This is a genomic window from Chamaesiphon sp. VAR_48_metabat_135_sub (assembly GCF_031418915.1).
In the GTDB taxonomy this organism is placed as follows: Bacteria; Cyanobacteriota; Cyanobacteriia; order Cyanobacteriales; family Chamaesiphonaceae; genus Chamaesiphon.
This window is the reverse complement of the sequence record NZ_JANOJV010000315.1, coordinates 1-8,108: the sequence shown is the minus strand read 5'-3', so window position 1 is coordinate 8,108 and position 8,108 is coordinate 1. Positions and strand designations below refer to the sequence as shown.

Annotated in this window: 7 protein-coding genes; 5 read left to right on the top strand and 2 right to left on the bottom strand. The window is 45.1% G+C overall.

Translation table 11 applies throughout. The annotated features are described in order from the left end of the window. Positions 1-54 precede the first annotated feature (54 nt). The 5 genes from RMO55_RS21570 (at position 55) to RMO55_RS21550 (ending at position 4,480) form a co-directional block, all read left to right on the top strand. Positions 55-1,041 carry an SDR family oxidoreductase gene (locus RMO55_RS21570; RefSeq protein ID WP_310430183.1) on the top strand — a complete coding sequence of 329 codons (987 nt, stop codon included), beginning with the start codon at positions 55-57 and terminating at the stop codon, positions 1,039-1,041. A gap of 187 nt (positions 1,042-1,228) precedes the next feature. Further along, positions 1,229-2,146, top strand: coding sequence for an NAD(+) kinase (locus tag RMO55_RS21565; protein WP_310430182.1), 918 nt, complete (start codon positions 1,229-1,231; stop codon positions 2,144-2,146). Positions 2,147-2,271: 125 nt separating this feature from the next. Next, positions 2,272-2,949: a response regulator transcription factor NblR gene (gene nblR / locus RMO55_RS21560; protein WP_310430181.1), complete on the top strand. Its 678-nt coding sequence runs from the start codon at positions 2,272-2,274 to the stop codon at positions 2,947-2,949. 288 nt (positions 2,950-3,237) lie between these two features. Then, positions 3,238-3,795 (top strand): DUF192 domain-containing protein, encoded by a 558-nt coding sequence (locus tag RMO55_RS21555; RefSeq protein ID WP_310430180.1) that lies wholly within the window; start codon positions 3,238-3,240, stop codon positions 3,793-3,795. 490 nt (positions 3,796-4,285) lie between these two features. Beyond that, entirely contained in the window at positions 4,286-4,480 is a 195-nt protein-coding gene (locus tag RMO55_RS21550; protein ID WP_310430179.1) for a DUF2949 domain-containing protein, read from the top strand. A gap of 175 nt (positions 4,481-4,655) precedes the next feature. Here the strand turns inward: RMO55_RS21550 and RMO55_RS21545 are convergent, their stop codons facing one another. Together RMO55_RS21545 and RMO55_RS21540 are read right to left on the bottom strand one after the other, a co-directional pair. Continuing rightward, on the bottom strand, positions 4,656-5,399 hold the full coding sequence (locus tag RMO55_RS21545; RefSeq protein ID WP_310430178.1) for an HAD-IA family hydrolase: 744 nt from the start codon (positions 5,397-5,399) through the stop codon (positions 4,656-4,658). 243 nt (positions 5,400-5,642) lie between these two features. Continuing rightward, positions 5,643-8,108: Calx-beta domain-containing protein (locus tag RMO55_RS21540; protein ID WP_310430177.1), on the bottom strand; the 2,466-nt coding region annotated here is incomplete at its 5' end.

Below are 8,108 nucleotides of genomic sequence, written 5' to 3'. Positions count from 1 at the left end.
TTTCTGCTAATATTTTAAGGAATAGCTTTAATAATTTTTAATTATTCTTTATAGATGACACTATTGATTGTTGGTGCCACGGGTACCTTAGGCAGACAGATCGCACGACGCGCCTTGGATGAAGGCTACCAAGTCCGCTGTCTGGTTAGAAATCCGCGCAAAGCGGCTTTTCTGAAAGAGTGGGGAGCCGAGTTAGTTATTGGTAATATCTGTAATCCTAGTACTCTGGCACCTGCATTAGAGGGTGTAACAGCGATAATTGATGCTGCGACAGCTAGAGCGACAGATTCACTCAGTATTAAGCGTGTTGATTGGGAAGGACAGGTTGCGCTGATTCAATCGGCGATTGAAGCCAAGATCGATCGATTTATTTTCTTCTCGATTCTCGGTGCTGAGAATTATCCCAACGTACCCTTGATGGAAATCAAGCGTTGTACCGAGCTATTTTTAGCTGAATCGGGATTAAACTATACCATTCTCCGTCCGGCTGGATTTATGCAAGGGCTAATCGGTCAATATGCGATCCCGACTTTAGAGGGGCAACCCGTATGGATGACAGGTGAATCTTCGCCGATTGCCTATATGGATACTCAGGATGTGGCAAAATTTGCCGTTAAAGCTTTATCGTTACCGGAAACCAATAATCGCAGTTTTCCGATTGTCGGTAATCGCGCCTGGAGCGGACAAGAAATTATTAGTTTCTGCGAACGTCAGTCTGGGAAAGAAGCTAAAATCACGAATGTCCCGATCGGCATCATTCGGGTGATGAGACAAACATTGCGCTTCTTTGAGTGGAGCTGGAATTCTGCAGATCGACTAGCCTTCACAGAAGTATTAGCGACAGGGAAGCCATTGACTGCCAGTATGGACGAAGTATACCAAATCTTTGGGATCGAGCCTCAAGAAATCGGTACATTAGAAGCTTATCTACAAGAATACTTCAGTCGTATTCTCCGCAAACTCAAGGAATTAGACTACGAGAAAAACAAGCAAAAGGAAAAACAAGCCACGAAACAGAAAAAGAAAAAAATGATGTACTGAATTTAGGCTTTAGGGTTAGATGGACAACTTTCTACCTAGCCCCTGCGCTGCGATCGATTCTGTGCGGCTAGTATGCGATAATTACTAGTATCCACAGATAATTTGATGACGACCAACATTATCAAACCTGTCGATCGCTAGCACTAAAAATCCGTATTCTCAGAAAACTTGAAGTAGGACTGTATCCGTGCCAAAAGTAGGCATCATCTATAATGAGGGTAAACCACTTGCTTGTCGGATTGCCCGCGAAATCGACGACAAGTTAACAGCGTTGGGTTGGGAAGTTTGTTCCGCTGCCGCTAAAGGTGGTATCTTAGGCTACTGTCAATCCGACCGACCGATTACGCATATCCCGATCGATTCTCTCTGTCCCCCTGGGTTTGACTCAGATATGAGTTTTGCGATCGTCCTTGGTGGCGACGGTACCGTTCTAGCGGCTTTTCGTCAAGTTGCCTCGCGCGGTATCCCCTTACTGACGGTGAATACCGGACATATGGGATTTTTGACGGAAACCTATATCAACCAGTTACCAGAAGCGATCGATCGATCGATCGCTGGCGATTACCAGGTAGAAGATCGTGCCATGCTGACAGTGCAAGTATGGGATGATAATCGACTGCTATGGGAAGCATTGTGTCTCAATGAAATGGTCATCCATCGCGAACCACTCACCAGCATGTGCCACTTTGAAGTGACAGTTGGCAGACACGCACCTGTAGATATTGCCGCTGATGGTGTAATTCTCTCCACACCTACAGGCTCTACCGCCTATTCTCTCAGTGCTGGCGGTCCCGTCGTCGCCCCTGGCGTAGCCGCACTCCAATTAGTGCCGATTTGCCCCCATTCCCTCGCATCCCGCGCTCTCGTCTTCTCCGACACCGAACCTGTCACCATCAACTCAGCCAACCCCAATCGCCTCGTCATGGTAGTAGATGGTAATGGCGGCTGTTATATCCTCCCTGAATTTACCATCCGCATCGAGCGATCGCCCTATCCTGCCAAATTTATCCGCCTCCAACCTCCAGAATACTTCAAGATTTTGCGTGAGAAACTAGGATGGGGACTACCGCACATTGCGAAGCCGACATCGGTAGAATTGCCATAATTTAGGGAATAGGGGATAGAGATTAGGGAATAGTCTAATTTTCACTGTCGGAAATTAGTCTTCAAAACTCTCCCAGCAAATTGTTAACCCCTATCCCCTATCCCCTATCCCCTATCCCCTATCCCATGACTGAAAACACTCCAATCCTCCTGATCGAAAACGACTCGACACTAGCGGAGAAAATGAATCTCGATCTGACTAAGGCTGGTTATCAGGTGTCGATTTCCGAAAATGCCAGAATAGGATTGGAACAAGCGAAAAGATTGCACCCAGCATTGATTGCGATCGATCGAGCATTACCTGGCGAATCAGCACTGACACTGATACCTCAGCTCCGCGAGTTGGGTATTGTCGCACCGATTTTATTGCTGATGTCACAGGACACTGTTGCCGATCGGATTGTCTGTTTGGAATCTGGAGCTGATGACTACTTTCTTAAACCATATCATGCTCCCAACTTTCTGCACACGATCGGGCTGTATCTTCACTCCAATATTCCCGTCGGCGAACAGTTACGATTCGGCGATCTCGTTTTAGATATCGTCACTCACCGCGTCTTACGCAACGAAAGATCGATCGAATTAACGGTAAAAGAGTTTGAACTGCTCCGCTATCTGATGTCTCAGCCCGAAATCGAGCTTACCAGGGAACAAATATTAGAAAACGTTTGGGGCTATGATTTTCTCGGCGAATCCAATGTAATCGAAGTTTACGTTCGCTACCTCCGACTCAAGCTAGAAAAAGACGGCGGTAAGCGGCTGATTCAAACAGTCCGTGGTGTTGGTTATGTGCTCCGCGATTAGATCATAGATGAGGTTAACCCTAGCACAACTAACCGATAGGTGTGCCCTGTCTTGTCACAATGCACCGCTTAATGGGTACCCGCAGATCTCTGCCTTCAATAGTGTCTATATTATCGATCGAGTCATGAACAAAGATCGATATAAATATATCTGGAAACAAAATTTAAGTTTTAATCGTCGCTACGCTCTGAGGGGATGAGGTGTAGCGATTAAAGTGGATGAGAGCAACAGAAAAACTATTGCGATCGCTCCAGCGCAATCTAACCCTTAACCCCTAACCCTAGAATTGTGAAACAGCACCTCAAATTTGGCATAACTTGCGGACTAGTTGGGATCTTACTGCTCGGCTGTTCCCTTTCCGTTGATTCCGCACCACCAATCCAGACTAAAAATCCAGCAGCACTATCCATACCAGATCTTAAAGCTGCTCCACAGGTGCAAAAACTGCCCATAACGGCTCAAGTTACCATTGGTGGACAGATTATCAAATTAGAGGTCGCACGCACGTCTAAAGAGCAATCTATTGGGCTGATGAATCGCACGGATTTGGCAGACAATCGAGGGATGTTATTTGTATTTTCCCCACCACGTCCAGTCAGCTTTTGGATGAAGAATACACTCATTCCCTTAGATATGGTTTTTATGTCTAATGGCGTAGTTAAACATATTGGCGAACAAATACTGCCTTGCGCGGGCGATCCTTGTCCAGGCTACGGCCCCGAGCCAAAAAATAACATCGACGGGGTGATTGAATTACGCGGTGGTAGAGTAACAGAGCTTCGTCTTAAAGTTGGCGATCGCTTGAAAATTCGCAACTATTCAGCCAAAAGGCTTAAATTACTATAGTTTCAGATAGCAACGTCGATAGCAATGCTATAATCCATCTTTAATAATAAGAATACCAAAATACACTGACACTCCAATTCAAACTTTAATAAAACACCGTGTTTCCACGGATTCTAAACAGCCGTTAACAGGGTTAAATATTTGTTACTGCCAGTCTTCGATTTCCTCATTTGGCAAATCAAGATGATGAGAGATCTACCAGCAAAACAAATAGGCGATCTAAATTAGTTACAACTCAATTGAATCCAGAAACTACTGCCGACATCATCGGTACTGTCAATCTTCGGTCAGTTGTTCCCGAATGGGTTTGTAACTGAAAAGATCGCCAAAATAAATTTTAGTTTGAATCTTTCTGTAATTTAGATTGACACTGGTGAAGATCTAAATTAACGGTTGCCGTTATCAGTTTTCGCAAAGAAGATTGGACTCGGTGCAGATTTGTCTCCCTTTTTAATAAATACTTTTTTAACATTCAGCCGGAGGTACGGCCATGATCGCATCTACCCCTTTAACAAAATTAATTCGTTTCTTACAAGATGATTTGGCTATTTCTGCTTCTTCGATGGCGATCGCCCTCAAACAAGTAGAACACAATCCAGGCCCTTTGCCGATGATTTTATGGCAATACGGACTAGTGACGATCGAACAACTCGATCGAATCTATGACTGGATGGAGGCAACTTAAATTAGTGGAAAGTTGAAAGTTGAAAGTGAATAGATAGTTGTAGGGTGGTCAGTGCCCACCAGATCGGTTCTAGACTTTCACACAAAAAAGCTCCAAGTTAAAACTCGGAGCTTTTTTGTGGTTTTTAAAAATGGATCGACCTCAAGCCCACATTCTGTTGTTCGATTCGATCGATTTAGGCGGCGATTAATCTGGTGAGGAGGGGGAGATCGACATAGGTGGAGCCTTGGGTATCGCCTTGGATAATTTGACAAGGACGATCGGGTTCGCCGAGATCGGATAATACTAGTTTGGCGCGATCGAAATTATGATTTTGGGTATAGTCGTTAATCGTTACCAGGGTGACGATACCAGCATCCATCGCCGAAATTAGACCATTTTCCGAATCTTCAAATGCCAGACAGTTCGCTGCTGGTAATTTCATCTGGTCTAGCACGTAGTCATAGATATCTGACGCGGGTTTCTTTTTGGGGACGATATCACCCGCTGCAATGACTTCAAACCATTCAGCATCAATATTTCCCGTTAATAATGCGAACACATTTGCAGGGGTAGTTGTCGTCGAGATCGCTAGGCGCAGATTGGCAGCTCTGGCCGCCTCTAACAGCCGTTTAACACCTGGACGGAGTGGAATCCCCCCTCGCTCTAATAACTGCGCGTAATACTGATTTTTGGCTTTGTGCAGATCGGCAATTAATTCGTCATTCATTTGTACGTCAGGACGATAGGTGTCCAGATAAAAGCGCATCCGCTCCTTCCCACCAGTCACAGCCAATAATTTCCCGTATAACTCGATCGACCAATCCCAGTCTAGCCCCGCATTGGCAAATGCTTGATTGAAAGCCACCCGATGTCCATCCCGCTCGGTGTCTGCCAAAGTTCCATCGACATCAAAAATTAATGCTTGTAATCCACTCATCTCCGGATCTCCTTTCCTTCACGCTCGTATTAGTGATGTTATCACGCACATTCCCCAGGAGGGGCAATTCAGGAACCTTTGAAGCTAGAAGACATATCCCCGACTTCTTCGAGAAGTCGGGGATATAGCGCAATTCTACAGTACCAAAACATTAGTAAGTAGGGTAGATCTTAGGGTACCCAAAGGTCGCCGCAGCAATAGTATCTATGCATTGATGCAAGATCTAAAATTTGAGAGATCGATTTAAGCTTTGATATTCACTTGGAAGATCAGATCGTTATAATCGCGATCGCCGCCACCATACATATCTTCAATTCCGAACTTATTATCTCCAAGCGATCGGAAGTGATCTACCTTATCGGTATTAGCTCCCAGATAGTTAAAGTAAGCATGAACGCTACTGTTGGCTTTGTTTTCGGGATTTTTGTTGAGGAAGTCATCAAAAGTACCGTTGGCAATTACCACTGGAGCCAAGATTTTCCCGCCGAGGACACTGAGATCGGTATCGACTTGGCTCTTGAATCTGGTACTACTCAGAATAGCCTCTCGAACTGCGGCTTCAACATAGCCAGCTTCCCCTGGTTTGAGTCCATTTGATAGCGTTCCTCGCTCGTCTTGCACTTCATAGAAACCGATGTAATTATTGTAGTCAGCATCACCAGTTGCCTTGGTATCGGCCAATCGCAGACCACCATAGATACGTAAATCGATGACTTGTCCTTCTAATTTAGTTTGTAAGGCAGTACCCATCGGCAAATTAAAGTTATCGAGCGTTTCTACTTTAATTACCAGATCGTTGAAGTCGATTTGGTAGCTATTGTCGCTAGCGATGAGATTAAATTTAACCTGCGCAGCACCACTAGGATTAGCATCGGGAAGGGAAAATAAGATATTCGCAGTTGATTCACCCGCTGCAAGATCGCTTTTGACTCCATCGAGGGTGTCGTTAATAATCTCCGCAAATTCGATCCGCTGACCAGGCACAAAGTTTAAGTATCGCTCGGAATTGCGATCGTTTTGTTTGTCGAATTCACTATTACCTAAATTTGAAAAGATCGATTGGGCGCGATCGAGTGCGGCGGCTAAGTAACCACTTTCTCCAGGCTTAATGCCATTAATGCTGCCCAAATCATCATCGACGACAAAAGCAAAGACCTCGTTGCGATTGTCGCCTCGCTGGGATACTTTACTAAATTTCATCAGCGATTTAGCAGTTCCACCATCAATTGATAGTAAATTTTGAGCTGGTTCGATCAATTTTGGATCGACAGCATCGTTATCAGCGATCGTGGCGGTAACACTACTCGATCCTGTAACTAAGTAGTCTTCAGTTGAAACGGAGAGTGTGACGCTTTCCGCGCCTTCATAAATGCGGTCATCGATCGGGTTAATATCGACAAAGGCTTGGTCTACACCTGCGGCAAAAATACTCGTACCAGTAAGGGTTTGATAATCATCATTGTTAGTACTCGTACCAGACAGAGTATATTTTACTGACAGCGATTGACTCAAATCGCCACTGCGCGTAATCACAAATTGTCCGTGATTGGGAGTTTCACCAGATTTAGTTTCCGCCGTATCAGCATCACGCACCGCGATCGAGATCGGGATATCATCATTTATAATATTCGCAGTTACCGAAGCATCCGTGCTGAGAGTGGCATTAGTCGGATCGGAAAGATTGACTGTGAACGTTTCATCAGATTCGATCGTCCGATCGCCCAGGATCGCCACCGTAATCTGTTTGGTAGTTTCGCCAGGAGCGAAGTAGATGGTTGTTTTATCGAGTGCGGTATAGTCGCTACCTGCGGTAGCCGTACCATCGACAGTAGAAGCCTCTACCGTAACTTCTACTTCACTAGCTTTGTTTAAGGTGACGTTGAAAACTGCGTTCTTTGTCCCAGTATTACCTTCGGTGAAACTAACACTATCGATACTAACGAGTGTTGGTAGATTGGCGATCGAATTATCATCAGCAATGGTAATTCGTGCTTGTCGGCTACGATCGCTCAAGTTATATCCAGAACCATTATCGATCGTCAAGACTACCGATTCTATGCCTTCAGTAATATTGTCAGCGATCGGATTGACTGTAACTGTCGCCGTATTTTGACCTGCTAGAAATGTCACAGAACCATTGACATTCGTATAGTCAGTACCATTGATAGCTGCACCAGAAAGCGTATAGTTAACGGTAATTGCTTTAGTATCGTTAGCATTAGCGCGAGTCAACATAAAAGTTGCCGTATCGCCATTATTTTCAAAAGCATTAGCATCGGTGGCTGCTACGGTAATTGTCTCTGGTAAAGATACTTGAGTTGGTACGCCCGTGCCGAATAGTGTCTCGGTAACATAGAATGTAGTTGCGCCCGGTGCTAGTGAAAAAGTATTGCGAAATGCTGGAGTTACGTCATAAGGCGCACTGTCAATAAATGAGTCGCCATTGGTATCGCCAGCAATGAGATTGGACAAGGGATCTCCTGCCAGAATTCTGCTGCGTAGCGAAGAATATTGTCCGATTTCATATCGGTTAGAGGTGAGCGTGTTCCCCCCATTGGCGGTAATTCCGACAAAGGTAGTAGGTGCAGAGGGATTGTCACCGCTATCTGTTTCAAATAAGATATCCCGACCGTTACGGGCGATCCGACCACCTTTATCAGCGATACTCCCATCAAACTGTAAATCGCCATCAAAGTAACGAACTAATTC

Coding starts and splice junctions, on each gene's coding strand:
- RMO55_RS21570 (WP_310430183.1), top strand. CDS start 55: ATGACACTATTGATTGTTGGTGCCACGGGTACCTTAGGCAGACAGATC.
- nblR (WP_310430181.1), top strand. CDS start 2,272: ATGACTGAAAACACTCCAATCCTCCTGATCGAAAACGACTCGACACTA.
- RMO55_RS21550 (WP_310430179.1), top strand. CDS start 4,286: ATGATCGCATCTACCCCTTTAACAAAATTAATTCGTTTCTTACAAGAT.
- RMO55_RS21545 (WP_310430178.1), bottom strand. CDS start 5,399: ATGAGTGGATTACAAGCATTAATTTTTGATGTCGATGGAACTTTGGCA.